At 40.0% G+C, this 24,698-nt stretch carries 23 protein-coding genes; 12 read left to right on the forward strand and 11 right to left on the reverse strand.

Annotated features, from left to right (window positions below; genetic code table 11):
• Positions 1-34: 34 nt before the first annotated feature.
• Entirely contained in the window at positions 35-1,036 is a 1,002-nt protein-coding gene (gene tsaD, locus EWU23_RS12145) for a tRNA (adenosine(37)-N6)-threonylcarbamoyltransferase complex transferase subunit TsaD (protein WP_166232568.1), read from the forward strand.
• Between the two features lie 65 nt (positions 1,037-1,101).
• Here tsaD and EWU23_RS12150 read toward each other — a convergent pair whose 3' ends face one another.
• The 6 genes from EWU23_RS12150 to EWU23_RS12175 are packed head-to-tail and all read right to left on the reverse strand — an operon-like array spanning position 1,102 to position 7,567.
• Entirely contained in the window at positions 1,102-1,749 is a 648-nt protein-coding gene (locus EWU23_RS12150; RefSeq protein WP_166232570.1) for a hypothetical protein, read from the reverse strand.
• A 4-nt stretch (positions 1,750-1,753) separates the two neighbouring features.
• Entirely contained in the window at positions 1,754-3,034 is a 1,281-nt protein-coding gene (locus tag EWU23_RS12155; protein WP_166232572.1) for an adenylosuccinate synthase, read from the reverse strand.
• A 21-nt stretch (positions 3,035-3,055) separates the two neighbouring features.
• On the reverse strand, positions 3,056-3,541 hold the full coding sequence (locus EWU23_RS12160; RefSeq protein WP_109322291.1) for a Fur family transcriptional regulator: 486 nt from the start codon (positions 3,539-3,541) through the stop codon (positions 3,056-3,058).
• 49 nt (positions 3,542-3,590) lie between these two features.
• Positions 3,591-5,840, reverse strand: coding sequence for a RelA/SpoT family protein (locus tag EWU23_RS12165; RefSeq protein ID WP_166232574.1), 2,250 nt, complete (start codon positions 5,838-5,840; stop codon positions 3,591-3,593).
• A gap of 3 nt (positions 5,841-5,843) precedes the next feature.
• Positions 5,844-6,323: a 2-C-methyl-D-erythritol 2,4-cyclodiphosphate synthase gene (gene ispF / locus EWU23_RS12170; RefSeq protein ID WP_166232576.1), complete on the reverse strand. Its 480-nt coding sequence runs from the start codon at positions 6,321-6,323 to the stop codon at positions 5,844-5,846.
• 2 nt (positions 6,324-6,325) lie between these two features.
• Positions 6,326-7,567: a M16 family metallopeptidase gene (locus EWU23_RS12175; protein WP_166232578.1), complete on the reverse strand. Its 1,242-nt coding sequence runs from the start codon at positions 7,565-7,567 to the stop codon at positions 6,326-6,328.
• Between the two features lie 93 nt (positions 7,568-7,660).
• On the opposite strand from EWU23_RS12175, the gene EWU23_RS12180 reads away from it, so the two are divergent.
• Positions 7,661-8,773 carry a hypothetical protein gene (locus tag EWU23_RS12180; protein ID WP_166232580.1) on the forward strand — a complete coding sequence of 371 codons (1,113 nt, stop codon included), beginning with the start codon at positions 7,661-7,663 and terminating at the stop codon, positions 8,771-8,773.
• Positions 8,774-8,775: 2 nt separating this feature from the next.
• Positions 8,776-9,477: a class I SAM-dependent methyltransferase gene (locus EWU23_RS12185; protein WP_166232582.1), complete on the forward strand. Its 702-nt coding sequence runs from the start codon at positions 8,776-8,778 to the stop codon at positions 9,475-9,477.
• A 481-nt stretch (positions 9,478-9,958) separates the two neighbouring features.
• On the opposite strand, the gene EWU23_RS12190 is transcribed toward EWU23_RS12185, so the two are convergent.
• Positions 9,959-10,891 carry an NAD-dependent epimerase/dehydratase family protein gene (locus EWU23_RS12190; RefSeq protein ID WP_166232584.1) on the reverse strand — a complete coding sequence of 311 codons (933 nt, stop codon included), beginning with the start codon at positions 10,889-10,891 and terminating at the stop codon, positions 9,959-9,961.
• Positions 10,892-10,999: 108 nt separating this feature from the next.
• On the opposite strand from EWU23_RS12190, the gene EWU23_RS12195 reads away from it, so the two are divergent.
• From EWU23_RS12195 to EWU23_RS12230, 8 genes are all read left to right on the forward strand, one after another.
• Positions 11,000-12,103, forward strand: coding sequence for a glycosyltransferase (locus tag EWU23_RS12195; RefSeq protein ID WP_166232586.1), 1,104 nt, complete (start codon positions 11,000-11,002; stop codon positions 12,101-12,103).
• A gap of 61 nt (positions 12,104-12,164) precedes the next feature.
• Positions 12,165-13,661 (forward strand): polysaccharide biosynthesis C-terminal domain-containing protein, encoded by a 1,497-nt coding sequence (locus EWU23_RS12200; protein WP_166232588.1) that lies wholly within the window; start codon positions 12,165-12,167, stop codon positions 13,659-13,661.
• The gene (locus EWU23_RS12205) at positions 13,658-14,881 is read left to right on the forward strand and encodes a glycosyltransferase family 4 protein (protein ID WP_166232590.1); all 1,224 of its coding nucleotides are present in this window, start codon (positions 13,658-13,660) and stop codon (positions 14,879-14,881) included. The genes EWU23_RS12200 and EWU23_RS12205 overlap by 4 nt, the downstream gene beginning before the upstream one ends.
• A 27-nt stretch (positions 14,882-14,908) precedes the next feature.
• Positions 14,909-16,012: a non-hydrolyzing UDP-N-acetylglucosamine 2-epimerase gene (wecB, locus tag EWU23_RS12210; RefSeq protein ID WP_166232592.1), complete on the forward strand. Its 1,104-nt coding sequence runs from the start codon at positions 14,909-14,911 to the stop codon at positions 16,010-16,012.
• On the forward strand, positions 16,009-17,280 hold the full coding sequence (locus EWU23_RS12215) for a glycosyltransferase (protein ID WP_166232594.1): 1,272 nt from the start codon (positions 16,009-16,011) through the stop codon (positions 17,278-17,280). The genes wecB and EWU23_RS12215 overlap by 4 nt, the downstream gene beginning before the upstream one ends.
• A 1-nt stretch (position 17,281) precedes the next feature.
• Positions 17,282-18,046 carry a glycosyltransferase family 2 protein gene (locus tag EWU23_RS12220; protein ID WP_166232596.1) on the forward strand — a complete coding sequence of 255 codons (765 nt, stop codon included), beginning with the start codon at positions 17,282-17,284 and terminating at the stop codon, positions 18,044-18,046.
• A gap of 22 nt (positions 18,047-18,068) precedes the next feature.
• The gene (locus tag EWU23_RS12225; protein WP_166232598.1) at positions 18,069-18,833 is read left to right on the forward strand and encodes a hypothetical protein; all 765 of its coding nucleotides are present in this window, start codon (positions 18,069-18,071) and stop codon (positions 18,831-18,833) included.
• The gene (locus EWU23_RS12230) at positions 18,833-20,842 is read left to right on the forward strand and encodes a TonB-dependent receptor (protein WP_166232600.1); all 2,010 of its coding nucleotides are present in this window, start codon (positions 18,833-18,835) and stop codon (positions 20,840-20,842) included. Before EWU23_RS12225 ends, EWU23_RS12230 begins: the two co-directional genes overlap by 1 nt.
• Here the strand turns inward: EWU23_RS12230 and EWU23_RS12235 are convergent, their stop codons facing one another.
• Both EWU23_RS12235 and EWU23_RS12240 read right to left on the reverse strand, forming a co-directional pair.
• On the reverse strand, positions 20,843-21,586 hold the full coding sequence (locus EWU23_RS12235) for a LytR/AlgR family response regulator transcription factor (RefSeq protein WP_166232602.1): 744 nt from the start codon (positions 21,584-21,586) through the stop codon (positions 20,843-20,845).
• 3 nt (positions 21,587-21,589) lie between these two features.
• Complete coding sequence (locus EWU23_RS12240) at positions 21,590-22,651, reverse strand: sensor histidine kinase (protein ID WP_166232604.1); 1,062 nt, start codon at positions 22,649-22,651, stop codon at positions 21,590-21,592.
• 231 nt (positions 22,652-22,882) lie between these two features.
• Here EWU23_RS12240 and EWU23_RS12245 point away from each other — a divergent pair, with 231 nt between their 5' ends.
• Complete coding sequence (locus tag EWU23_RS12245) at positions 22,883-23,557, forward strand: hypothetical protein (RefSeq protein WP_166232606.1); 675 nt, start codon at positions 22,883-22,885, stop codon at positions 23,555-23,557.
• Between the two features lie 95 nt (positions 23,558-23,652).
• Here the strand turns inward: EWU23_RS12245 and EWU23_RS12250 are convergent, their stop codons facing one another.
• Together EWU23_RS12250 and EWU23_RS12255 are read right to left on the reverse strand one after the other, a co-directional pair.
• Positions 23,653-24,168 (reverse strand): NADH-quinone oxidoreductase subunit J family protein, encoded by a 516-nt coding sequence (locus tag EWU23_RS12250; RefSeq protein WP_166232608.1) that lies wholly within the window; start codon positions 24,166-24,168, stop codon positions 23,653-23,655.
• A gap of 8 nt (positions 24,169-24,176) precedes the next feature.
• On the reverse strand, positions 24,177-24,695 hold the full coding sequence (locus EWU23_RS12255) for a NuoI/complex I 23 kDa subunit family protein (protein WP_166232610.1): 519 nt from the start codon (positions 24,693-24,695) through the stop codon (positions 24,177-24,179).
• Between the last annotated feature and the right edge of the window lie 3 nt (positions 24,696-24,698).

A 24,698-nucleotide genomic window follows, 5' to 3' on the forward strand; every position in this document is an offset into this window, starting at 1 on the left:
ATTTTGCCTTATTTTTGCAGAGTTTTTATCCGATATGAATCTACTGGCTATTGAATCTTCTTGCGACGAAACCTCCGCTGCCATTATGGTAAACGGTGAACTTCGGTCGAACATTGTATCCACTCAACTAATCCATACCCAATGGGGTGGAGTAGTCCCGGAATTGGCCAGCAGAGCTCATCAAAAATCCATCATTCCAGTCGTTCACGAAGCACTGCAAAAAGCAAATATAAACAAAAATGAACTGAATGCCATTGCCTTTACGCGTGGCCCAGGTTTATTGGGAGCGCTATTAATTGGCACCTCATTTGCCAAGGCTTTGGCTTTGAGTTTACACATTCCGCTCATTGAAGTAAACCACATGGAAGCTCACGTATTGGCCCACTTTATTGAGGACCCCAAACCGCGCTTTCCATTCCTTTGTTTGACGGTCAGTGGTGGACATACTCAACTCGTTTGGGTGAAAAGTCCATTAGAAATGGAGGTCATTGGAGAAACTCAAGATGATGCCGTGGGAGAGGCTTTTGATAAGACGGCCAAACTCATAGGACTCCCCTATCCGGGTGGCCCCATGATTGATAAATTGGCGAAGGAAGGTAATCCCAATCGGTTCCCTTTTCCTTTGGGAGAAATGCCCGGTTTAGACTTTTCTTTCTCCGGAATCAAAACGGCTATTCTTTATTTTTTACAAAAAGAACAAAAAAATAATCCACAGTTCATTGAGGAAAACAAAACGGACATTTGTGCTTCGGTACAGAAGACCTTGATCGACATGTTGCTTCGCAAAGTGAAAAAAGCGATGAAAGAAAAGAACTGTCAACAGATAGCTATAGCCGGGGGCGTTGCCGCCAATTCGGGACTAAGAAATGGAATTCAGGAACTGGGTGCTCAGCAAAACTGGGATGTATTTATTCCTGCTTTTTCATATTGTACAGATAACGCAGGCATGATTGCCATGGCTGGTCACTTCAAAGCAGAGGCCGGTATTTTCTGTGGTCAAGACGTGAGTCCACTGCCGAGGATGGACATGAAATAAATTATAAATTATAGGTTATAAATTGTGAATGCCTGAATGACGTTTACAGAAACCCCATTTATAATTTATAAATTATAATTTATAATTTCCTTCACGCTATTCCAAAACGCCAATTTCAACGGTTTTTCGGAATCTTTTAAACTAGAGATATATCGAGGGAAGTAATAGATAGCATTATTTCCGATTTGGCTGATTTTACCTTCTGGCAATTGTTCTTTCCAAGCTGGGATTTGGTCACCTAGGAATACATAGATTTGCGCTTGAGTGCCTTCTACAAATTCGCTTAAAGAAAAGGAATCCGTAGGTTCTAAAACCTGCCAATCACTAGGTTGAAGAGAAACTGGAGCCGCCGATAATACCAATTGCAACCTTTCTTTTTCAGTAGGATTAATCTTACCCACAACGACCAGTCGACACGTGACTATGGGTAACTCTTGGAGAACCTTGGGTTCTATTGACTTTACTTCATCTATGAGGCTGGCTTGTAAGCCTGGTCCGGAAGGGGCACTAGGTTTTTCTTGTACAGGTATACTGACTTTTCCCTCTACCACAGACGTTTTCGCGGAGGGAAGCTCCACTTCCAAAGTGGATTGTGGTGTTTCTCTGGGCGTAAAAGGAGCTTCGGATGGAATGGCAGGCCGATCTGCTGGAATCCAGTAAATCTCATCGAACTTATACAATTCTGCCAAATCAATTCGATCCGAAGCCATCATCTTGTTATGCCAATGATCCTCTCAAAACACAAGCCTCACGATCTGGGCCTGTTGAAATGAAGTTGATCGGTAAGTTCAAATGCTTCTCTAAAAAGGCAATGTAATTGGTCAGTTCAGCAGGTAATTCGTTAAAATCACGCATTCCTTCTAAACTGCAATGCCATCCTGGTAGACTTGCATAAATGGGTTTTACTTTAATATCGGTTATCTCAAATGGGATTTGATCGGTAACAGTGCCATCCGGCATTTCATAGGCAGTACAAACCAGAATCTCTTCAAAGATATTCAAGACGTCAGCCTTCATCATAATCAATTGAGTCACCCCATTGATCATCATGGCATATTTTAAAGCAGGTAAATCAATCCAACCACAACGACGAGGACGACCAGTCGTAGAACCAAATTCACGACCTTCTTGGCGCATGGCTTCTCCAACTTCATCTTCTAGTTCGGTAGGGAAAGGACCTGAACCGACACGCGTAGCATAAGCCTTAAAAATACCGAATACTTCTCCAATGTTTTTAGGAGCAACACCTAAGCCCGTACAAGCACCCGCGGAAATGGTATTGGAAGAAGTAACAAATGGATAAGAACCAAAGTCCACATCCAATAAAGAACCTTGAGCTCCTTCGGCTAAAATAGTCTTACCTAAATTAATGGCATTATTCACTGAATACTCCGAATCCACTAAGGCAAATTGTTTCATGAATTCTACTGCTTCAAAAAAGGCAGCTTCAGCCTCAGCCAAATCGTATTCGTATTTATATACATCCAAAATCGCTTTATGGCGATCCACTAAGGTTTTGTATTTTTCTGGGAAATTAGGCGAAATCATATCACCTACACGTAATCCCTGACGAGAAATTTTATCCGTATAGGTTGGCCCGATACCTTTTAAGGTAGAACCAATTTTTTCTTTTCCTTTGGCCAGCTCGTAAGCGGCATCCAATAAACGGTGAGTTGGTAAAATGATGGATGCTTTCTTAGAAATCTCTAAGTTTTTCTGCAAATCCAAGTTAAAATGCGCCAATCCTTCTATCTCTTTCTTGAAAATGATGGGGTCTAACACCACGCCATTACCAATGATATTCTGCACTTCCTGACGGAAAATACCCGATGGAATCTGATGCAAAACATGCTTAAAACCATCAAATTCCAATGTATGACCTGCATTAGGTCCTCCTTGAAATCTTGCCACAACCTGATAACGAGGTGCTAAAACGTCTACAATTTTACCTTTCCCCTCATCACCCCACTGTAAGCCTAATAATACATCAACTGCCATAAAAACTAGTGTTAAAATCTTTTATTCTTGAGACCTCGCCTGGAAATTAGCTCGGTGTTCACAATTCTTGTTGGTACATGATCCGTAGAAAATCAAAGAATGGTGCATCACATTAAAATGCAGCATTTCTCCTACTAAACTTTGGATGGTTTGAACGCGTGGATCACAGAACTCCGTCACTTTGTGACAATCTGTACAAATTAAATGATCATGCTGCCTACGTCCATAAGACTTCTCAAACTGTGCCTGATTACGTCCAAATTGGTGTTTCACCACCAAATCACATTCTACCAATACATCCAATGTATTATATACGGTGGCACGGGAAACCTGGTATTTCTTGTTTTTCATGGAGATATACAACTCCTCCACATCAAAATGATCGTCGCGCAAATAAATCTCCTCCAAGATTGCAAATCGCTCGGGTGTCTTGCGCAGACCCTTGTTTTCCAAGTAGGCTGTGAAAATTTTCTTAACCGAATCGAACTTATCTATTTCTGTGGACATTTAGCGAAAAAAACGACGTAAAATAAGCTATAAAAACTGAAAAAAGCTATTATTCTTCCCTAGCAACCTCAATTACTCCTGCCACTCGTTCCAATTCCCCTACTAGGGCGACCAAGTGATCCGTATCTTGAATCATTAGGGAAATTCGACCTTCAAAAAGTCCATCTTTCACCCCGATATTCAATGCTGTAATGTTCACTTTGAGTTCATTGGAAATTACCCGAGTCACATCATTCACTAAACCTACCCGATCAATTCCTCGAATCACCAAATCTACCACAAATGACATGGCTATTTGACTAGCCCATTGTGCTTTGATCACTCGGTCACCGTGTCTCGATAATAATTCGGGGGAGTTAGGGCAATTGGTTCTGTGAATTTTAATCCCTTCATTGATGGTCACAAAACCAAACACATCATCACCTGAGATGGGGTTACAGCATTTAGCCAAGGTATAATCCACCTTGTCCATATCTTCCCCAATCAACAAAATATCAGCATCCTTACGGTCATGCTGTACACGTTTCATTTCTTTGGTGAAACTCTTATTATCTACTATAGGAACTTGGATTGCCTTTTCTGCCTGCTTCCGCTCGTGCATTTCTTTGTCGGACTTCCAATGTTTTAACTGCTCTATGGCGACATATCCCTTTCCAAAACGATAGAAAAGATCATTGGCATCCTTGGCATTGTAATAAGCACGTAGTTGATTGGTAATCTCCAAAGTCAAACTTGGGTAACCCAAAATTTTCAATCGGTGCTCAATCATATCACGCCCTTTAATGACGTGCGATTTATTCTCTTCCTTGATAAAATCTTTAATCCTAGCCTTTGCTTTGGTTGTGGTTACAATGCGTAACCAGTCTTCCGATGGTTTTTGCTTAGAAGATGTTAAGATTTCAATTTGATCACCATTGCTCAACTTGTGCGACAAAGGCACTAATTTTCCTCCAACTTTGGCACCAATACACTTCGCTCCTACTTCCGAGTGAATGTCAAAAGCAAAATCCAGTGCTGTGGAACCCACTTGCAAGACCACCAATTTCCCTTTTGGAGTAAATACAAAGACCTCCTCATGATACAAGGAGTTTTTGATATCATCCACCAATTCCACGGCCGACTGGCTCTTGTCGTTGGTTTCCAAGGCTTCACGGACTTGACTCAACCAAGACTCAAATGCTTGACTTGTGCGGGTGTCGGTCCCCTTATATTTAAAGTGTGCTGCTACCCCTTTCTCGGCAATCTCATCCATCCTTTTGGTACGGATCTGGACTTCCACCCAGCGCCCCTCTTTGTCGTTGCCATAAGGCAAACTCATCACCGTGGTGTGCAATGATTCATATCCATTGGATTTAGGGGTAGACACCCAGTCTTTCAATCGACTTGGATTAGGACGATAGTGATCAGTCACGATGGAATAAACTTCCCAGCAATCTGCTTTTTCTCTTTCCAAAGGCACATCAATCACCACCCTGACGGCAAATAAATCATAGATTTTGTCAAATGGGGTATTGCTGCTTTTGATCTTATTGTAAATAGAATAAATCGACTTTGGCCTGCCTTTGATGGTATAATTCAAATGCAATTCATCCAGAGATTTTTTGATAGGACGGATGAAATGATCGACAAAGCTTTCGCGGTTACGCTTATTTACTGTCAATTTATTGGCTATCTCTTTGAATGCTTCAGGTTCGGTATATTTCAAACCCAAATCTTCCAATTCCGTTTTGATGGCATTTAAACCTAAACGGTGTGCCAAAGGAGCGTATAAATAAATCGTTTCCGAAGCTATTTTCAATTGCTTTTCCTTGGCCATGCTAGATAGAGTTCGCATATTATGCAAACGGTCAGCTAGCTTGATTAAGATCACTCGGATATCATCGGATAGGGTCAACAGCATTTTTCGGAAGTTTTCCGCTTGCTGGGATGTTCCATATTCAAATGTCCCAGAAATCTTGGTAAGCCCATCAATGATGGAGGCTATCTTGGAACCAAAATCTTTCTCGATATCGACTAAAGTGGTATCCGTATCTTCCACCACATCATGCAACAAAGCAGAGACAATGGAAGTGGTCCCTAGGCCAATCTCTTCGACACATATCTGAGCTACAGCCAAAGGGTGGTAGATATAAGGCTCCCCTGATTTTCTACGCATCTCTTTATGCGCCTCCGCGGAAATCAAGAATGCTTTTTTGATTTGCTTGGCATCATCATCTTTTAAAAAGGGTTTGGCGGTCCGCAGCAACTTGCGGTACCTTTTTAAAATCTCTAATCGCTCTTTTTCTAAATTGATAGGCATAGCTTACTCAGCAGTAATTAGAGCCACTGCCATGGCCGATATTCCTTCTCCTCTTCCAACAAAACCCATCCCCTCTGAGGTGGTTGCTTTTAAGGTTATTTGATCCAATTCCACTGCCATCACGTGGGCCAAGTTGGCCTGCATGGCAGGTATGTGTGGATTTAAATGAGGCTGATCCAAAACGATCGTCACATCAACATTGCCCACTTCCCATCCCTTTTCTCGAATCATTTCTAGTACGCGAGTCAATAAGGCAATGGAGGAAACACCTTTCCATTGAGGATCTTTATCTGAAAAATGAAAACCGATATTACGTAGGTTGGCCGCTCCTAATAAGGCATCACAAATCACATGACATACTAAGTCAGCATCTGAATGACCTAAGGGGCCTTTCACTGAATCAATTTCAATACCCCCTAAAATACAGGGTCTACCCTCAACCCAGCGATGCACATCATATCCCTGTCCTACGCGTATCTTCATGATTAATTCATTTCCTTCCTATACCATAAGGTATTCGTTTTCCCATCAATAAACAAGCGTTTTGCCCAAGATTGTACTTCAGACAAAGAAACGGCTTGGATTTTTTCGGCTTCGGTATTTACTCCATCAGGGTCGCCTGCATTGGCGGCCGTGGCTAGATTCATAGCGCGGTTCAAGACCTCTACTTCCATAAATACTAAACTGGCCTCCGCTTGATTTTTTACTTTTTGTAACGCTTTTTCTACGATTCCTGATTGAACAAATTCCTGGATAACCTTTTCCAAAGCCTGATCCGCGGCTTCTATGTCCACTCCTTCACTTACTTGTCCTTGAATCACCAAAATACCCGGATCGACGGAGCCCATTTGATATGCGTTTAAGGAGTCAAAAATACGCTCATTATGAACCAAATGCTCATATAAATAAGAGGATTCTCCCCTACCCATCAAATCTGCCAACATATCTATGGCATGAAAACCAGGTTGATAGCGCCCAACCATGGGGTAGGCTTTATAAATTCTATCAGAAGGCACATTGGCTGTAATTTCCATCTTACGATCTTCTTGCTGCACCTCTTCCTGTATCAATTGACGCACCGGCTTCACACCACCTGGGATAGGTCCAAACCATTTTTCGGCTAAGACTTTTACCTCATCCAATTTCACTCTACCTGCCACGACCAATACCGCATTGGCAGGTACATAATGTTGATAAAAGAATGCCTTTACGTCTTCTAAAGTCGCTTCCTCTATATGCTGAATATCTGCCCCAATGGTGGCCCATCGGTAAGGATGTTGTTGGTAAATCAAAGGTCTAAACTTCAACCATAAATCACCATAAGGTTGATTTAAATAGCGCTGTTTGAATTCTTCTATGACCACTTTTCTTTGAACTTCCAGGGAATTGGGGTTAAAAGCCAACTGCTTCATGCGATCAGACTCCAACCAAAAAGCTGTTTCCAGGTTTTGGTATGGCAAACTGATGTAATAATTCGTCAAATCGGGCGTGGTAAATGCATTATTTTCGCCTCCCACTCGTTGCAAAGGACTGTCGTAATTGGGTATATTTTCCGAACCTCCAAACATCAGATGCTCAAATAAATGAGCGAATCCTGTTCGGATAGGGTCTTCATCTCGAGAGCCAACATCGTAAATCACATCCATCACTGCTAGTGTAGTGCTGGGGTCTTCATGTACGATCACACGTAAGCCGTTGTCTAAGGTAAATTCTTGAAATGAAATCATTCGGGAAGTTTAATTATTAAATAGAAACAAAAGTAAAAAATTAGGCCCAAAAACCACAGTACTTACGTATTTTTGCAATTCAAATGAGCGTATATGCGGCGAATTTTTACAGTCCTTCTTTGTCTCTGGTCCTGGAGTATTTCTGGACAAATATTAGCGGACAATCAAGCTAAGGAATGGATTTCAAACGGCTTGAATCACATGTATAACCACGAGTTCAAAGAAGCTACAGAGGTATTCAATGCTTTAAAAACAAAATATCCCAAGCACCCTAGTAGTTATTTATTGTTGGCCATGCAATGGGAAAAACAATACTTCCCCTTAAAAGATCATCTCAATCAAAGTAAGGCCTATTTGGCTTATTTAGAAAGAAGTTTTGAATTGGCAGAAGCCGCCTACGAAAAAAATGAAAATGATTTGGAAGCTGTCTTCTTCTGCATCTCTTCCACCGGTTTTTTAGCCGCATATGAGGCAGATAATCAAAATTTCATGAAGGCCGTATCTTATACACGCAAGTCCTATTCTTTCTTGAAAATTGCCCTAAAAAACACCGACAAACAACCGGAATTTTTGTATTCAGCTGGTATATATAATTATTACCGCATTGTTTACCCAGAATTACATCCAGTGATTAAGCCTTTGATGGTCTTTTTTGAAGATGGGAATAAGCGGGCTGGATTGAGTTTCTTAGAGCAAAGTACACGTAAAACGATTTTCGTAAAAAATGAAGGGCGTTTTTATTTGGGATATGTATATAACAAATACGAAGGGGCACCCGCAAAAGCCTTAGCTCTCAATCAATCGCTATTGGAGGATTTTCCGGGTAATCATCTATTTTTACTTCAAAGAGCAGAACTATTGGCATTGACCAGCAATTTCGAGGATGGAGAAATCTACAACGAGAAATTAGAGAAATTTAAAATACCCTATTACACAGGCGCTGTCTGTGTGTTTAAAGGTATGGCGGATGAAATTGGTAAAAGAAAATGGGCTCAGGCTGAAGCACATTATTTGAAAGCCTTGGCTTATCCTTTTGAAGAAAGGTTTACCAAAGATATCCGTGGATTAGCTTATTTAGGCTTATGTCGGATTGCTCATAAGTCGGGCCAAAAGGCCAAAGCAAAAAAATATTTGCACCTATCTAAGGAATTTATTGAATATAAAAATTCGCAGGATGAGTACCATCGCTTATCCAAACTATTGTAATTATGGAAAGTAGAGAAGCAGGAGTGGAACGTCTTTATCCCAAAATTTGGGGAAGAATGTCGGCTCGCTATTATTATCTAATTCAATTGAGAAAGCAATTAGAAAGAGTCATCGAACTATTTGTCAAAAACTCCCCTCACCAATTACTGGCAGATTATGGCTGTGGCAATAAGCCCTACGAACCTCTATTTGGTCCCTTTGTGGAACAATACATTGGTTTAGATTTGGCCATCAACACCAAAGCCGATGTGGTGGTAGATCCCAAAGGTATCATTGATATGCCCGATGAAAGCGTAGGCTTTGTCTTATCCACTCAAGTATTAGAACATGTAGAGGATCCCAAATCCTATTTAAACGAGGCTTGTCGAATCTTACAAAAAGATGGCAAATTGATTCTTTCCACTCACGGGTATTGGATGTTTCATCCAGACCCTACCGACTTCTGGCGGTGGACCTCCACGGGTTTACAAAAGATTGTCAAAGAAGCTGGATTTGAAATTGTTTATTTCGAAGGAATTCTTTCTCGCTCTTCCATGGGACTGCAATTATTCCAAGATGGCCTTTTATTCAAATTCCCAAAAGCCATCCGTCCTCTTTGGTCCATGCTCTTACAACCTTTCATCATCTTCTTCGACAAAATCGCTGGTAACAAATCCAGGAGAGAGGATGCTTGTACGTTTATTTTAGTTGCGAAGAAATTATAGATTCATTTTCAATCTTTGATTGGGATTAGACTTTCAATGTAGAATGAAGAATGTCTTGTCCTGATATAGGTTGAATTGCGGTTTATTAATAGCTTATAGTAATTATTAATTTTGCTGTATCAAAACTTCCATGGTATTTCTTTTTTTTCATAAAAAAAGAAACAAAAAAAACAGAAGAAATACGGTTAATCCTAAGACGAATTCCGCTATGCGGAACCGATTGTCTCTCCGCTTACGGCTTTAATCTTTGACGCTCACACACATGGCCTATGCGCAGGGTCAAATATCCGCCTGCCGCTTCGCTCAAGCTCCGTTCCAATCTTTCGTTCGGATTAACCGTTCAATGTAGAATGAAAAATGTAGAATTTTAGATAGAAAATACCGTCGGTCAGCACGAGCGAAAGGTGATGAACGAAGCGGCAATATTAGTGATTAGGGTTTAGAATGTAGAATGCTACATCCATTTATAATTTATAATTCATCATTTACCATTTCCTTCTTCCCATTTCCACGTTCTTTCCAGCGCTTCATCAAATGGCGTTTTTTCAAATGAAATGAGGGATTCTAGTTTTTGGATATCTAGGCAGACGTGGGGTACGTCGGTAGGTTTTGCTTCTTTAAAAACAACCTGAAAACCAGGAATTAGGCTTTTAATCTTCTCTAAAATAGTCAATAAAGAGATAGCTGAACCATATCCAATATTGATGGTATCATTTTTGTGGCCAGACTGCCACAGTTGAAATATAGCCTTGGCGATATCCTCGGCAAAAATATAATCTTTCGTTTGGCTACCATCTCCCCAGACCGTAAAAGTCTCTCCACGCAATGCCTTCCGTAAAGCAATATTGATGACTCCTTGTTGATCTGAATGATGGAAATACCCAAAAGGGTTCGACAAGCGCAAAATCAAATAATCAATCTGATGGATTTTGGAATAAAGCTGAATGTAATGCTCCACGGCCAATTTGATAATGCCATAAGAAGAAATAGGTCGACAGGCCTGATTTTCATTCAAAGCCTCAAATCCGGCATGTCCATACACCGCACCACCAGAAGAAAAATAAACTAAGAAGCGACAATCATGTTGCTTCATTACCTCCAATAGTTGAATCGTAGGATTCAAATTGGCCTCTAGATCTTCAGATACATTTTGGGTAGAAGTGGCAGGAACAATGGTACTAGCAAAATGAAAAACCTGAGTAAACTTTTCTTCCTGAAATAAACGATTCAATACATCGAGGTCACCATAATCTCCTTGTATAAATTTCACCTGAGGAAATAGAGCTAAGTCGGCATGATGATGCCTCGATAGGACGGTCAATGCTACATCTCGGCTAGCCACTTGATTTTCTAGAAATTGAATCCAATTCAATCCTAAAAAGCCTGCTCCACCAATGAGTAATATTTTTTCCATACCTGTAAATGCCTTGCAAAAATAGAGCTAAGATTTGATTAACCTAGTCGGGAAGGCTTTAAAATAATTTCGTATTTTCGTTAATTCATTCACCTCGAACCCCATTCGATGAAGCTTCTTATTGCTCGATCCAATTACTTTTCTTATTCTGAAACCTTCATTGATGAGCAAATCAAACAGCTTCAACCACACACGGTTCTATATGAAGGTTGGCAGCCGAGTCGATTGTACAACGGTGGCTCCATTTACCCCTTCCCTTTGAATCAGCTTGTGGTTAGAGGTAGTCTCCGTCGACTTTTACCTGATTTATACCAAAAGATTTACACGTATTTCCTAAGAAAATACCTCCAAAATAATCAAATAGAAGCATTTTTAGCCAATTATGGCCCATTAGGTACACATATTTTTGAAGCTTGTCAGGCCGAAAATATTCCCTTTGGAATTGTCTTTTTAGGTTTTGATGCCAATGAAACCAAAACCTTGGAAGACTACGGTGCTAGGTATGTCCAGATATTACCTAAAGCCAAGGCCATTATTGTGGTAGCCTCTGCCATGAAACCGACCTTGGAAAAGATCTGTGGGCCTTTGCCCAATCTACATGTCATTCCTTGTGGGGTAGATCTGAATCAATTTTACCCAGCAAGCCAAAAGAAAAAATCTGCTGCTTTCCAGCTCATTTCAGTAGCGCGCTTTGCAGCCAAAAAAGGCTCTTTGCTAAGCATCAAATCCTTTGAAATACTGCTGAAACAATTTCCTGACGCTCAATTCAATATGGTCGGCGATGGTCCACTATGGCAAGAAGCCAAAGACTATGTCTCAGCTCAGCATCTGGAAAAGAACATCCATTTTTTAGGAGCTAAATCGCCAGCGGAATATTTGCCTTTATTGCAAGCATCTGACACCTTCATCCAGCATTCCATTGTTACCCCTTCTGGAGATTCTGAGGGTACACCAGTAGCCATTTTAGAAGCATCAGCCACGGGTTTGGCCATTATATCTACCCGACATGCCGGAATTCCAGAAGCTGTAATAGAAGAAGTAACAGGTATTTTAGTGGATGAGCATGATGTAGAAGCCATGGGAAATGCCTTGATTCGCTTGGCTTCGGATGCTGAATTATGTCAACAAATGGGAATAGCCGCAAGAAAGCATATGCAGGAGCATTATGAAGTGGGGAAATTAAGTCAAAGCATCAAACAATTATTGTCCTAAAATTTGAATTCGTTCAATGAAGGCAATTGTGTAAATTTGTTGATTATTCTAAAAAAATCGCATGGGGATCGTCATCCGACAAAGTTTAAAAGGCTCAATTGTTACCTACTTAGGTACGGCCATCGGGACGTTCAATGTCATTTTTCTCTACAATAAATTTCTTAGCCAAGCCGAGGTTGGTTTGATAGCCGGTGCTTTAGTCAGCATTCCCTTGATTTTTTCCTCTTTTACCCATTTTGGTATACCCCATATTGCCGTTCGCTTTTTTCCTCATTTCGATAATCCGGAAAATCAGCATGGTGGTTTTTTTACTTTTTTGCTGCTTTCTCCATTGGTAGGACTGAGCTTATTTAGTTTGGGCTATATCGCGCTTAGGGGAGTTTTCAATCAATTTTATGCTGAAAACTCTCCTTTACTCCCGACTTATTTTTATTACATCATACCCTTAACGGCTAGTTTTCTATACATGAGTGTATTAGAATCCTATGCCCGAGTACATTTACGCATCGTAGTACCAGCCATCATTCGAGAGCTCTATTTACGAATCGCCAATGCCTTGTTGATTGTGGCTTATGGATGGGGCTTTCTAAATTTCCATCAATTAGTTCAAGGTATTACCGTTTCCTATATCCTAGCCGTTGTGGCGCTTTTACTCTACATTAAACAGTTAAAACGTTTTTATACCAAAATGGATTTTTCCTTTTTGAGAAAACCTATTTTCAAAGAAATGATGGGCTACGGGGCTTGGGTTATATTGGCAGGTGCTAGTTTTACCTTGATTCAACATGTAGAAAAAATCATGTTACCTGCCTACGCTGGAGGTTTAGGTACCACAGCCATTTTTGACATCAACTCCCGAATGGCTTTGATGATTGCGATTCCGAGGAATGTCATTGCAGCTATTTCTACCCCTTTACTAGCCCAAGCTTGGAAGCGCAATGATAGCAGCCAAATAGAAGAAATTTACAAGAAATCGTCTTTGAACTTACTCTTAGTGGGTTGCTTTTTATTTCTATTGGTATGGGTTAATCTGGATCAAATCTACCAAATCATCCCTAGAAGTGAGGTATATGAAACAGGAAAGTGGGTTGTCTTGATGGTGGGTATTAGTAAAATCATAGACATGGGCACAGGCTTAAATTCGGAAATTTTAATTAATTCCAAATTTTACCGCTACGACTTACTTTTTTACATCATTTTGGCGAGCATTGTGGTTATTGGAAATCTAATATTTATCCCACTTTATTCATTTAATGGGGCAGCCTTTGCTAGCCTATTGGCTTTATTTATTTACAATGCCCTCAAATACCTGTTCATTTGGGCCAAAATGGGCCTACAACCCTTTGAAATACGCACCTTAGGTATTCTAGTGGTTAGCGGAATTATTTACCTGTTAGTCAATCAGTTACCTATCATTGGTGGGGGAAAATGGATGAGCTGGTTTTTCAACTTAAGCTTAAAGACCATCAGTGTTAGTACCTTGTTTTTATTGGCCGCCTGGAAATTTAATTTATCTCCAGATATAAACCAATTGATTAAAAATTATTGGAAAAAATGAAATTAATGTCCTTGGCCGGAGGCCTTCCTCATTATTATAATTTGGTGCTGAATAAACTTCAGCATGAATTTGGCGTGGAGGTAGTGGTCGTAGTTCCATCAGGCAATGGTGCCACCTTAGGTGCAGGGGTATTTGAAAGTAAAAGTGGCATAGAATTCAAAGTGATTTATGCGGAAGAGTACACAACGTACTATGGTAAAAAGTTCTTTAAGAGCTTAAAGGATTTAATTCTTCAAGAAAAACCTGATGTATTGATGGTCAATTGGCCATACCAACTGGCTTATGTTTTTTATCCCACTTGGTATCGCTTTTTACGCCAGCAACATGTAGCGCTGATTTCCAAAGAAATTCCTTTTCAGGTTCCAAGCTACCCTGAAGCCATTGATTACTATTTACGGGGAGGAGGAATTACCGAAAATAACCAACAACATCAGAAAAGTCCATCGCCCCTTGCTTACTTAAAATATTGGATGGTGAGGGAAAGTCGGAAACGTTTTGTTAATCTGGTAGATGCCCACATCAATTATTTAGATGAAGCCAAGCAAATCCATGCTAGCTATGGGGTACCCACAGAAAAAGTCTTTGTAACCGCCAATTCTCCAGATACCGATTACATAGCCCAGCAATACGCGGCCATAGAAAAGGAAGGATTACCGGAAATGCATCCATATCGATTATTGCATGTAGGCAGGTTAGTGAAGTGGAAGCAGGTCGACTTATTAATTCATGCAACAGTACAACTTAAGGCTCAATTTCCACAGACAGAATTGCACATTGTAGGTGATGGCCCTGAATTAGTCTCCCTAAAACAACTGGCCGAAAGCTTAGATGCAAATGAGTATATTCACTTTTGGGGAGGAATATATGATATGCAAGAATTAGGTAAAATCACCTTAGCATCTGGCATTTATGTCCTGGCAGGCATGGGAGGTTTATCCATCAATGAGGCCATGTGTTTTGGCAAGCCCGTGGTTTGTTCGGTGGCCGATGGCACAGAAAAAAGGTTAGTCAAGGAAGGCATCAATGGTCGATATTTTGAATCCGGTTCATTGAAAAGCCTAGTGGAAGTGATCGCTGACTTATTCCAAAATCCCGAAAAAATCACAGCCATGGGATTAGCTTCCAAAAAGATTATTGAACAAGAAATCAATATCCATACGGTTTTAACTAATTATATGGAGGCTTTTAAATTTGCCATCAATCATCAAAATAAGCGGTAAGAAATTCATCTAATACACAACAAAAAAATGAAAGTATTACAAATAGTAGGTGCCAGACCTAATTTCATGAAAGTAGCACCTCTACACCGTGCCATCCAACAAATGGAAGGTTGGGAATCCAAAATTGTACATACTGGTCAGCATTTTGATGCCAAAATGAGTGATGTATTTTTCACTCAATTAGAACTTCCTAAACCCGACTTTTTCTTAGGTATTGGAGGTGGTACACAATCTGAAGTTACCGCCAAAATCATGTTGGCTTTTGAACCCATCGTTCAAGCCGAAAAACCGGATTTGATTATTGTGGTGGGCGATGTAACCTCTACCCTAGCATGCACCTTGGTGGCCATCAAAATGGATATCCCTATCGCCCATGTAGAAGCTGGTTTACGCAGTGGCGACCGCAAAATGCCTGAAGAGATTAATCGAATTTTAACGGACTCCGTAGCTAATTACCTTTTTGTCACAGAAGAGAGTGGCATGCAACACCTTAAACATGAAGGTGTGGCTCCCGAAAAAGTATTCTTTGTGGGAAATGTCATGATAGATTCCCTAGAGCGCTACCGTGAAAAGGCCAAACAGAGTACCATTATGGTGGATTTGCAGGTTCAACCCAAGCAATTTATCGTGGTGACCATGCACCGTCCAGCCAATGTAGATACCGAACAAGGGCTTCATTCCATCTTGGAATTATTAGAATTAAGTACTTCTCAAACCAAGGTGGTATTCCCTATCCACCCAAGAACGAGAGCCCATATCGATAAATTTCAGTTAACGAATCGACTGAATCAAATTCCGAATTTAATATTAACGGAGCCTTTGGGTTATTTGGAATTCATTCAATTGATGTCCAATGCCTCCGCTATCTTAACGGATTCGGGGGGAATCCAAGAAGAAACTACTTACTTAGGTATTCCTTGCTTAACATTCCGAGATAGTACAGAAAGGCCGATCACCGTTACTTTAGGAACCAACCAATTATTGGCAGATTTAGATCCTAAAAAAACCTATGCCGCCTTACTTGCCATTTTGAATGGTGAAGTCAAAAAAGGGGAAGTACCTCCTCTTTGGGATGGAAATACAGCCGACAGAATTGCCGCCATTATTCACCAATTGTTCCCTCATTCATGAGCCTAGATAGACCCTTGAAAATCGTTTTACTCTCTTACCATAATCACAATGGTGGAGCGGCGATTGCCTGCGGTCGACTCCGTGATGCTTTAGAGAAAGCAGGGCATCACGTTAAACTGTTAGTTCAAGAGAAGTCGGGTGAAGATGCTAGTATTTCTCTCGCTTCCTCTCCTTGGAAAAAGTGGCTGGCCTTCCTTCGGTTCGTGGCAGAAAGACTCTATTTTGCCAGATTTGAACGAGATAAATCCATTCGATTCCTATTTAATCCTGGCATTTTTGGCCAAGATATATCCCAGCACCCAGCCGTCCAAGAGGCTGATATCATTCATGTACATTGGGTCAATTTCGGATTTCTCTCCATTCATACAATAGAAAAACTCTTGCTGTTGAATAAGCCCGTTTTCTGGACACTGCACGACATGTGGACATTCACGGGTGGATGTCATCATAGTGGAACTTGCCTAGGCTATGAACAGGCTTGTGGAAATTGTAAGTTTTTAGCTAAACCAGAACCTCAGGATTTGTCAAATCAATTATGGGTCCAAAAATTCAAGCAGTTTCATTATCCCAATTTACATATCATCACTTGCTCTGATTGGCTGGGTAATCGGGCTAAATCAAGTAGTATTTTACAGGGCGCCAACATAAAAACTATCGCCAACGCCATTGACATAGAAATCTTCCAACCGGGTGATGCTACTCAAGCCAAAATTTCTTTGGGACTCCATCCCGATAAACAGTATTTATTGTTTGTAGCCATGCGTGTTTCTGCCCCTGAAAAAGGCTTTTCTTATTTAAAAACCGCTTTACAACAATGGGCGGAAGAGCATCCTGACTTAGCACAACAAACCGAACTTTTGATTGTAGGTGAAATTTCAGATCCAGATATCATGCAATCTTTGGCATTGCACATCCATACCTTAGGCAAGGTGCAAGATGTGGCAACTATGATTTTGGCTTATCAGGCCTCTGATATGTTTATTACCCCTTCTTTAGAAGAAAACTTACCTAATACCATCATGGAAGCCATGGCTTGTGGAACTCCGTGTCTAGGTTTTCAAGTGGGTGGAATCCCCGAAATGATTGATCATCAAAGCAATGGATATGTAGCTCAGAAACTTCAAGCAGCAGACCTTTGCCAGGGTATTTCTTATATACTTCCACGTTCCCAAGCCCTAGGCCTGGAGGCAAGAAAAAAAGTAGCATCTCATTACGAGGCCTCTATCATTGCACAAAAACACCTACTGTTCTATCAAACTTGCCTATAGTATGTCGAAACTTCTCAGTATCATCACGGTCACTTACCAAGCGGAAGCCTACATTGAAAATACTTTACGCAGCATTTTTTCTCAGGATGAGCAGGACTTTGAAGTCATCATCATGGATGGGGGCTCCCGTGATCGCACCTTGGAGCTAGTACAAGCTTATGCCACGCAGATAGCCTATATTGTATCTGAGCCAGATAAAGGCATATATGATGCCATGAACAAAGGAATGAAATTGGCCACAGGCAAATACCTGTATTTTTTAAATGCAGGTGACACTTTTGCTGGTCCAGATACCCTTAGACAAATACTCATCGACTTAAAAAATAATCCCGACGTACTATATGGAGATGCCATATTTGTGAATCCTGCTGGAAAGGCTATTGGCTTACGTTCGGAAGTTAGTCCTCATCCTCTTCCCGAGCACTTGACTTGGAAAGATTTTGACAAAGGAATGCTGGTTTGCCATCAATCTTTCATTGCAAAAAGGGAGCTAGCCCCAGCTTTTTCCATGGACTATCGGATGAGTTCCGATATTGATTGGGAAATCAATTGTTTGAAATTGGCTCAGCATATCCAAAAGACCCAATATCCCATTTGTCGGTATTTAATGGGTGGAGCTTCCGTTAAAAATCTAAAAACGACTTGGAAAGAAAGATTTCAAATACTAAGTAAGCATTTTGGTTTTTTTACCACTTGCTTTAACCACCTGATTATCATCACTAGAGGCCTACTTTTTACCTGGCAAAAAAGAGGTAAATACTGGTAATCTTTTTTAATTTTACAGGAATATGAAAAAACTAAGCTACTTACTACTACTATTTTTACTTTTTTCCGGACCCATCAGTTGGGGGCAAAAGTTCAAATTAGAAACCAGTGTGGGAAGTAGCTATGTCATGTGGTATGAAAATCAACAAACCATTGATTTCTCCACTCAAATCACCTTTCAAAAGCCCAATTCCAATAAACTATTTTTCCTTCGCTTAAAAACCTATGGAAACACGCATCATTCTCCTGTAGACTTAGCCAATTATAGCTTTATTGAACCGCAAAATGCCCCAACTAATTTAAATGATTTAGAATCTGCCTACCGAGGTGGTGAAGCTGAATTAGGCATAAAATGGCAACATAAAGCCAAAAAAGTAGATCCATTCTTCTATCCCATGCTGAGTATTTATAGCAAATCTTTGGCTAGAAAAATTTCTACTCCTTCCTATAAATACATTGAAGAAGAAAAATACAGCTTACATGGCATTACTGCAGGTTTTGGAGTAAAAATTCCTGGTAAAAATGCCTTCACTTTTTCTGCACAAGTATTTGAACCTATCATTCGGGAAGTAACTTTGTTTGGTCGATATGTCGGTGTCCCCTTTCAAACCTTAAGTACGGAAAATGACTTTTCATTCAAAGGAAAAATAGAATATAAACGCCAACAAATCGGGGCAACATTCATGTATGAATTGCTTAACTTGGGCTCTTCCTCGAATCCAAATTCTAAATCGATCCCTGCTTCGAGCGTACATTTTCTTTCTGCCTACCTTACCTATTATTTTTAATGAAATTACTCATTGCTTCTATCACCAGGATTTGTATTTTTTTGCTTATCCCTACACTTGCTTGGTCACAAACCAAGGATGAATTTTCGAATAAAACATTAGCGAATGTAGAAGTTCAAGCCTTTGAAAAGAAACGCAATCCACTTCGCTCTCCAGATGCCATTGTACTACTAGATTCCAGTAAACTTCTAGTAGGCAATGCCCTAAGTTTTTTACCCGCATTAAATTCCCAAGCAGGTATTCGTATGGAAGAACGCTCACCAGGTAGTTATCGTTTAGCCATCCGCGGTAGCTCGCTTCGTGCTCCCTTTGGAGTCCGAAACGTAAAAATATATTGGAACCAAATGTCCTTTACTGATGCGGGAAATAATTCCTATTTTTCCTTATTAGATCCTGAGCAATTTCAACAAGTGGTAGTTTCCAAAGGACCTAGCGGTGGTCTTTATGGAGCAGGAACTGGTGGTGTCTTGCTACTTTCTAGTCAGGCATACCGTGCCCCTTCAGTTCAGCATCAAGAAATTGTTCATTCCTTAGGTGGATACAAACAATCGTGGGATATCCGATTGGGAAAGCCAACAAGCTCCCACCGCTTTTATACCTCATTTTGGCAACAAAAAGGATACCGAGATCAATCTGCCATGAAAAAGCAATGGTTTTCTTATGAGTGGAATAAAAGTTTTGGTACCACAGGTGCGATTAATTTAATTGCCTATTATGGAGATTTAGCCTATCAAACTCCAGGTGGATTAACCTTAAAGCAATACCAAGAAAACCCTACTCAAGCCAGGCCAGCGGCAGGAATCAACAAAGGAGCCGTAGAACAAATGGCTACGTTTAAGTTGAAAAGTTATTTTGTAGGTGCTCATATCTCCAATGCTTGGAATTCGAACTGGGCTTGGGATGCGATTCACGCAGTCCAAGTGAATAGCATAGAAAACCCAACCATTCGAAATTATGAGTTTAGGGAAGAGCCCAACCTAAATAACCGAGGTGTCATTCATTATAAACAAGCAGCTGGAAAAGGACAATTTACTTGGGATTTGGGATATGAATTTCAAGTGGGGCAATTTGATAGCCGAACTTATGGCAATCGAAAAGGAGTGAAAGATACCTTACAATTTGAGCAAAATACCCGGGTACAACAAGGTGGTATTTTCACCCAGTTGGAATATGATGGCATAAAAAACTGGGCTTTTACTTTAGCAGGTAGTTACAATAAACTCTGGACCGAATTCCAATCCAGCGAAGGTATTTTTTCTCCAAGATTAGCCATTGTAAGAAAATTGGGAGCTAATCAGCATATTGTAGCCAAAGTAGCTCATGGATTTTCTCCTCCTAGCATAGCTGAAATCAGACCTTCAACCAATGTCATCAATCGTTCGTTGAGAGCAGAAAAAGGCTGGAATTATGAACTTAGTTATCGAGGATGGATTCCTTCCTCTAATTTAACTTGGGATCTAAGTCTATACCAATTCAATTTGGACGAAACCATTGTATTGAGAAGAGCCGCCGACGGAGCTGATTTTTATGACAATGTAGGAAAAACGACCCAACAAGGGATGGAATTAAGTTTACAATGGACTGCATCCTCTTACCTGCAAGTACTTTCTGCGACCACTTGGCAAAACTTTAGATTCACCGATTACAGTAGCGCAGGAAAAAGTTTTAACGGCAATTTCTTAACAGGAACCAGTCCATTCCAACAATCCCTACTTTTTGTTTGGAAATTATTACCCGGTTTAAGCTGGAATCAGCAATTCTTAATGACTGACTATGTATATCTGAACGACGCCAATACAGACATCCTTCCTTCCAGTCGAGTTTGGAATAGTAAGATCTCCTACCGAAAAAACAGGACTAAATACACCTGGGAATTATGGCTAGCCGCTGATAACATCGGAAATGAAAAGTACAGCGCTGGGCCCGACTTAAATGCGATAGGTGCCAGGTATTACAATGCATCACCTGGAAGAAATTTCTCAGGAGGCCTTACATTGAACTTCTTTTAATTAAGACGGACGAGTAAAATTCAACTTCTCCATTAATTCACTAGCATGTGAATCACTTACAGGTATCTCAAAAGTACCTATTTTGATTCGTTGCTGTTTGATGGACTCAATTTTCCTCATGTTGACAATAAAGGACTTGTGAACGCGCATAAATTGATGATTGGCCACTTTTGCTTCAATGGACTTCATGGTTAGCTTCGTCAAGATAGGCCTTTTCTCACCTTCCAAATAGATTTTCACGTAGTCTTTCAATCCTTCGATATGCGTGATTTGAGGGATAGAAATACGAACCAAAGCATACTCTACATTCACAAAAAAGAAATCCTCTTGAGGAAGCTCGGGACTGGCAGCTTTAGGACTAGTTTCTAATTTACTTTTCTTACTTTGAAATAACTCCAAAGCCTTATGCGCTGCTAAACTAAATCGCTCAATACTAACTGGTTTCATCAAATAATCGACCACGTCCAACTCATAACTCTCCACGGCATAATGATCATAGGCTGTGACAAGTATGGTTAAAGGCTTTTCTTTCAATGTTTGTAAAAACTGAGTACCTAACATACCCGGCATTTGGATATCCAGAAAGATTAAATCAACGGTTTGCGTTTGTAAAACTTCCATCGCTTCAAAGGCATTTTTGCATGATGCCACCAAATGCAAGAAAGGCAATTGTCTGACATTCTCTTCCAATAACTTTCTGCCCATGTTTTCATCATCGACAACAATACAATGTAACTTTTCCATAGCTTATAATTTATGCAATTTCAACCTTAGTCCAACTTTAAAGTCCTTTTCTAAATCCTCAATGACTAACACATGTCTTCCTTGATAGAGTAATTCCAAACGTCGACGAACATTTTTCAAACCTATGCCTGAACTCTCATCCTTTACATTGGGATCATGATCTCCTTTTTTATTTTCTACTTTAAAATCCAAAATACCATCTTCAATCCCAAAACTAATTTTGATTACAGGGTCAACCACAAATCCAACCCCATGTTTAAAAGCATTTTCTACAAAAGGAATCAATAGCATCGGTTCAATGATGCAATTATTCACTTTTCCAATTACCTCAAACTCAATCTTCACATCATCATCAAAACGCATTTTTTGCAAATCAATGTAATTCTTTAAGTACTCCAATTCCTTGTTCAATGGTATCATGGATTGATCCGAATCATACAACATATAGCGCATTAAATTCGACAACCGAATAGTGACATCCTCGGCTTGTTTATCGGCTTTGGTACGTATCAAATACACGATACTATTTAACACATTGAAGATAAAATGGGGGGAAATTTGAGACCGTAGAAAAGATAATTCCGACTTCATTTGCTCATTTTTCGACTCTTCATTTCTCGCTTCAATGGTAATGAATTCCAATAACAAACCATAAGTAGAGGCAATTCCAGTAATCATGATCAAAGGAAAAAAGCCCTTCAAAGTTGGCCATTCCAAAGCCCTATCGTCAAAAGGCAATACATAAGCCATGACGAAATACTGAATAAACCAAAAGGAAATCACTAATAAAATAACGGATACGATGTAGGAGAACACGCCGCCTTGCCTAAATACAACGGGTATCAACACTAAAGTAATGGTATAGAACAAGGGCACTACGGTGCAAATTTCCACCCAAATATGCTCTGTGAATTCCGGGTTTTGATGCGGGTGAGGATGATCATTGGAGTGCGACTGGTGCACAGGACTTAATAAGGGTAAACCTATCCACAAGCCCCATAAAATGAGGTTGAAGAGTATTTTAAAAGTTCGTTGAGATTTAGGTTGTAATAAAGCCTTCCACATAATCGTGATATATTCCTTACAAAGCTAGCCAATCTGCATCAAATTAGAAATCCACTCTTCTACCAAGTAAAATGCATCGACGAATAAACGAATTTCGACTTCTAAAGAAAATATCCACACTTATCGACAAAATAGGGGTATACATCCTCCTTTCATCTAGGCTAATCGAATATAAAATTTTAGATCAAAAATGCTTTCTACTTTCGTTCCATCATTACAAACCACCATTATATGAAACTTTATTCAATCCGCCCCTTACTATTCTGTTTCTCCCTATTCCTATCAAATATTGTCTTGGCTCAAACAACTCTATCTGCACAAGATAGAAAAGAAAGCAAAGATGCATCCGAAAGCAAAACTTTATTTAAAGGAGGCTCCTCTCCTAAAATTAAAAGTTTTGGTTTATCCTTTTCACCCCTTGTCCAATTTGGACAATTGGGCCCTCAGCAAGGTGGTATATTGGCCTTGCATCTCAACAACAAATGGGAAATTGGTGCTAGCTTTTTAGGAAGTATGCGCCACAGAAATGAAATTTATTCCAATGATTTAAGACAAAATTTCTCCGCTTTATCCTTGGCTTACACACCCAATGCAAATAAATTAGTTCATTTAAGTTTTCCGTTGATGATTGGAGTAATTCGGTATCAAGACGAAACTATCTTAGCTAGCATGTCTGGCTCGGGTGGACGATTTGATAATTTTTATTGGAGAAATGGACGAAATGCTTTTGGCTTACAACCTGGAATCAATGCTGAATTAAATGTGCATAAATACATTCGTTTATTTGCTGGAGCTAATTACCGATTAGCAATTGGAAATGACGAGCTACCAGAACTATCTGGACTTTCGGGTCAAATAGGATTAAAAGTGGGATTCTTTAATCATAAGATTCCCAGTAAAAAATAATCTGCTCTCTGTACAAAAAAAGGCGAACCAATGGTTCGCCTTTTTTTATCGTGTGTCCCGTCCTAAAATAGGTTGACTCAGTGTCAATATATTTCTTAAAAGTTTCTCTCTCCTGCTTCCCTTTTACCTAACAGCACTGCACCTACCATGGCTACAAAGAACAAGATCGAAACCAATTCAAATGGAAGTAAAAACTCTCCGTATAGTACTTGACCTAGGTTTTCGACCATACCTGTCTGTGAGTTAAATTTCTCCAAGGCAGGACCAGGAATGGTATTTTTACGAATGATCGCAATAAGGATCACCAATAAGGTCCCTGCCACTACGGAACCCGCTAATTTGGTTAATGAACTCTTGGATTCAGGTATGTTTTTCTTTAAATCAAACATCATAATCACAAACAAGAATAATACCATGATGGCTCCTGCATAGACGATGATGTTTACCGCCATCAAAAACTGAGCGTTCAGCAAAACATAATGAGCTGAAATACAGAAAAAGGTAAATACTAAATATAAGACGCTGTGGATGGGATTTTTAGAAATAATCACCATCAGCGCACTCAATAAAGTCAAGGCCGATAAAAAGTACCAAATATTAGAAATCTCCATAATCCTATTTATTTCCAACCATCGCGTAAATAGCGATGATCCATTTTTTCAACTAATTTATCTTTACCCCAAATTACCTCATCACGTTGATGGAATACGGGTACCATCGTGTCATGCCGTAAGAAAATAGCCTCTTTAGGACAAGCTTCTTCACATAAGCCACAGAAAATACAACGCAGCATATTGACCTCATATACTTTGGCATATTTCTCCTCTCGGTATAACGTTTCCTCTCCTGCTTTTCTTTCCTCTGCTACCATAGAAATAGCTTCCGCTGGACAAGCCACAGCGCAAAGTCCACAAGCGGTACAACGCTCTGCTCCTGCCTCATCACGCTTTAAAATATGTTGGCCACGGTACACTGGACCTAAATAGCGTGTTTGCTCAGGATAACGAATTGTTACAGGCTTCGAAAAGAAGTGTTTTAAGGTAGTGGCCATACCCCCTACAATGGCAGGTAAGTACATGCGCTCAGCTAGGGTCATTTCCCCTTGCTCCAACACCTTGGTTTTATTGCTTAATTTCATATA

The organism is Aquirufa beregesia (genome assembly GCF_011090385.1).
In the GTDB taxonomy this organism is placed as follows: Bacteria; Bacteroidota; Bacteroidia; order Cytophagales; family Spirosomataceae; genus Aquirufa; species Aquirufa beregesia.

What these genes read in the sequence shown, in the direction of transcription:
- EWU23_RS12230 (WP_166232600.1), top strand. Translation starts at nt 18,833, where the DNA reads ATGAAATTACTCATTGCTTCTATCACCAGGATTTGTATTTTTTTGCTT.
- EWU23_RS12235 (WP_166232602.1), bottom strand. Translation starts at nt 21,586, where the DNA reads ATGGAAAAGTTACATTGTATTGTTGTCGATGATGAAAACATGGGCAGA.
- EWU23_RS12195 (WP_166232586.1), top strand. Translation starts at nt 11,000, where the DNA reads ATGAAGCTTCTTATTGCTCGATCCAATTACTTTTCTTATTCTGAAACC.
- ispF (WP_166232576.1), bottom strand. Translation starts at nt 6,323, where the DNA reads ATGAAGATACGCGTAGGACAGGGATATGATGTGCATCGCTGGGTTGAG.
- EWU23_RS12205 (WP_166232590.1), top strand. Translation starts at nt 13,658, where the DNA reads ATGAAATTAATGTCCTTGGCCGGAGGCCTTCCTCATTATTATAATTTG.
- EWU23_RS12155 (WP_166232572.1), bottom strand. Translation starts at nt 3,034, where the DNA reads ATGGCAGTTGATGTATTATTAGGCTTACAGTGGGGTGATGAGGGGAAA.
- EWU23_RS12190 (WP_166232584.1), bottom strand. Translation starts at nt 10,891, where the DNA reads ATGGAAAAAATATTACTCATTGGTGGAGCAGGCTTTTTAGGATTGAAT.
- EWU23_RS12180 (WP_166232580.1), top strand. Translation starts at nt 7,661, where the DNA reads ATGCGGCGAATTTTTACAGTCCTTCTTTGTCTCTGGTCCTGGAGTATT.
- EWU23_RS12160 (WP_109322291.1), bottom strand. Translation starts at nt 3,541, where the DNA reads ATGTCCACAGAAATAGATAAGTTCGATTCGGTTAAGAAAATTTTCACA.
- wecB (WP_166232592.1), top strand. Translation starts at nt 14,909, where the DNA reads ATGAAAGTATTACAAATAGTAGGTGCCAGACCTAATTTCATGAAAGTA.
- EWU23_RS12150 (WP_166232570.1), bottom strand. Translation starts at nt 1,749, where the DNA reads ATGATGGCTTCGGATCGAATTGATTTGGCAGAATTGTATAAGTTCGAT.
- EWU23_RS12175 (WP_166232578.1), bottom strand. Translation starts at nt 7,567, where the DNA reads ATGATTTCATTTCAAGAATTTACCTTAGACAACGGCTTACGTGTGATC.
- EWU23_RS12185 (WP_166232582.1), top strand. Translation starts at nt 8,776, where the DNA reads ATGGAAAGTAGAGAAGCAGGAGTGGAACGTCTTTATCCCAAAATTTGG.
- EWU23_RS12240 (WP_166232604.1), bottom strand. Translation starts at nt 22,651, where the DNA reads ATGTGGAAGGCTTTATTACAACCTAAATCTCAACGAACTTTTAAAATA.
- EWU23_RS12245 (WP_166232606.1), top strand. Translation starts at nt 22,883, where the DNA reads ATGAAACTTTATTCAATCCGCCCCTTACTATTCTGTTTCTCCCTATTC.
- EWU23_RS12200 (WP_166232588.1), top strand. Translation starts at nt 12,165, where the DNA reads ATGGGGATCGTCATCCGACAAAGTTTAAAAGGCTCAATTGTTACCTAC.
- EWU23_RS12225 (WP_166232598.1), top strand. Translation starts at nt 18,069, where the DNA reads ATGAAAAAACTAAGCTACTTACTACTACTATTTTTACTTTTTTCCGGA.
- tsaD (WP_166232568.1), top strand. Translation starts at nt 35, where the DNA reads ATGAATCTACTGGCTATTGAATCTTCTTGCGACGAAACCTCCGCTGCC.
- EWU23_RS12165 (WP_166232574.1), bottom strand. Translation starts at nt 5,840, where the DNA reads ATGCCTATCAATTTAGAAAAAGAGCGATTAGAGATTTTAAAAAGGTAC.
- EWU23_RS12220 (WP_166232596.1), top strand. Translation starts at nt 17,282, where the DNA reads ATGTCGAAACTTCTCAGTATCATCACGGTCACTTACCAAGCGGAAGCC.
- EWU23_RS12255 (WP_166232610.1), bottom strand. Translation starts at nt 24,695, where the DNA reads ATGAAATTAAGCAATAAAACCAAGGTGTTGGAGCAAGGGGAAATGACC.
- EWU23_RS12250 (WP_166232608.1), bottom strand. Translation starts at nt 24,168, where the DNA reads ATGGAGATTTCTAATATTTGGTACTTTTTATCGGCCTTGACTTTATTG.
- EWU23_RS12215 (WP_166232594.1), top strand. Translation starts at nt 16,009, where the DNA reads ATGAGCCTAGATAGACCCTTGAAAATCGTTTTACTCTCTTACCATAAT.